At 54.3% G+C, this 1,561-nt stretch carries 1 protein-coding gene; it reads left to right on the forward strand.

Features of this window, described 5'->3' with window-relative positions:
* The first annotated feature begins 98 nt into the window (after nucleotides 1-98).
* Nucleotides 99-1,400 (forward strand): IS1380 family transposase, encoded by a 1,302-nt coding sequence (locus tag ACT3T7_RS18360; protein ID WP_290782213.1) that lies wholly within the window; start codon nucleotides 99-101, stop codon nucleotides 1,398-1,400.
* The last annotated feature ends 161 nt before the right edge of the window (nucleotides 1,401-1,561 follow it).

Below are 1,561 nucleotides of genomic sequence, written 5' to 3' on the forward strand. Positions count from 1 at the left end.
TAGCCTGGATTTCTCACGGGGTATAAAAGAAAGCGGCTGAAAGTGCTATGATTTCAAGAACCTAACCAATCCATCAAGCACCAACAGCCGCTTCCAAAATGGTACCTGAAAAACTGACCTTCTCGCCACTCTCACGCCGGCAAATTGAAGCCGATTTCTCTGGGGGCCACATCACCTCCGATGCTGGATTGCTCTTGCTACGGGAAGTTGATAAACAACATCGTCTGACGCACCGCTTGGCCTCCGTGCTTCATGATCCCCGCGCACCGGAACAGGTTCGTCATAAACTCGACATCATGGTTCGTCAACGCGTATTCGGTGTGGCGGCTGGTTACGAAGATTTCAATGACCATGAGACTCTACGTTACGACCAAGCGCTTCAGACGGCGGTCGGTGAAAAAGAGGCGCTGGCGGGCAAGTCTACGCTGTGCCGGAGTGAGCAGAACGCCGATCGACAAGCGATGGTGAAGGCCCATGAGTTGCTGTGGCATCACTTCATTGAACAGTATAACGAACCACCCAAGGAGATCGTACTGGACTTTGATGGCACCGATATTCCCGTGCACGGCGAGCAACCCGGCAAGTTCTTTAACCGCTATTACGATCACCATTGTTACTTCCCGCTGTACGTCTTCTGTGGCCGCCATCTGCTGGTGAGCTATCTGCGCACCAGTGACCACAGCGACAGCCACCACAGCTGGGCCATCCTGGCGTTACTGGTGCGGTTTATTCGCCAGTACTGGCCCGATACGCGCATTGTGTTACGAGGTGATAGTCACTTTTGTCGTCCCCGGATGCTCAACTGGTGCGATCGACATCACGTCGACTACATCGTGGGTATCGGCAAGAACAGTCGGCTGCTCAAGGAAGTGGACGTGCCCATGATGCTGGTGCGCAAGACCCAATGGCAGGTGGGAGGGAAAGTAGCAGAGACGTTCCGCTTCCAATATCAAGCCCACTCCTGGAAATACCCACGCTGGGTGGTGGCCCGTCTGGAAGAAGGCGAACTGGGCTCTAATCCCCGGTTTATCATTAGTTCCCGTTATGACGACGGCTTCAAGCTCTACTACGAGCAGTACTGCGCTCGGGGCGACATGGAAAACCGAATCAAGGATCAACAACTGAGCCTGTTTGCTGACCGGACCTCCAGTACGCACTGGTGGGCCAATCAGTGGCGGCTGATCTTATCGGGCTTCGCCTATACGCTGTTCGAGCGCTTACGCACTTACCTGAAGAAGACGCCTTTCGCGCGCATGAGCCCAAGCAACCTGAGGCTCAAACTCATCAAAGTGGGCGCAGTCATCATCCGCAATACGCGCCGAATCCGGGTGTTGATGAGTGACAGCTACCCCTATAAAGCGCAACTATCCGATCTCGTCAGGCGGTTGGTGCCGAACTGAATGCTCGGGCTCCCCCGGCCCGACGCAATGGGGGAAAGGGGGAAGTGTGTCTTAACGACGGAAAGTGGTTAAAAAGTAGGCAATTTAAGATGTACCAATAGGTTTTTAATAGCATGGCGGCCTGGGTGCGGTACTTGCTGAGGTGCTATGAGAAATCCGGG

The sequence above is a fragment of the Halomonas sp. 111 genome (genome assembly GCF_052379685.1).
GTDB classification, from domain to species: Bacteria; Pseudomonadota; Gammaproteobacteria; order Pseudomonadales; family Halomonadaceae; genus Vreelandella; species Vreelandella citrativorans.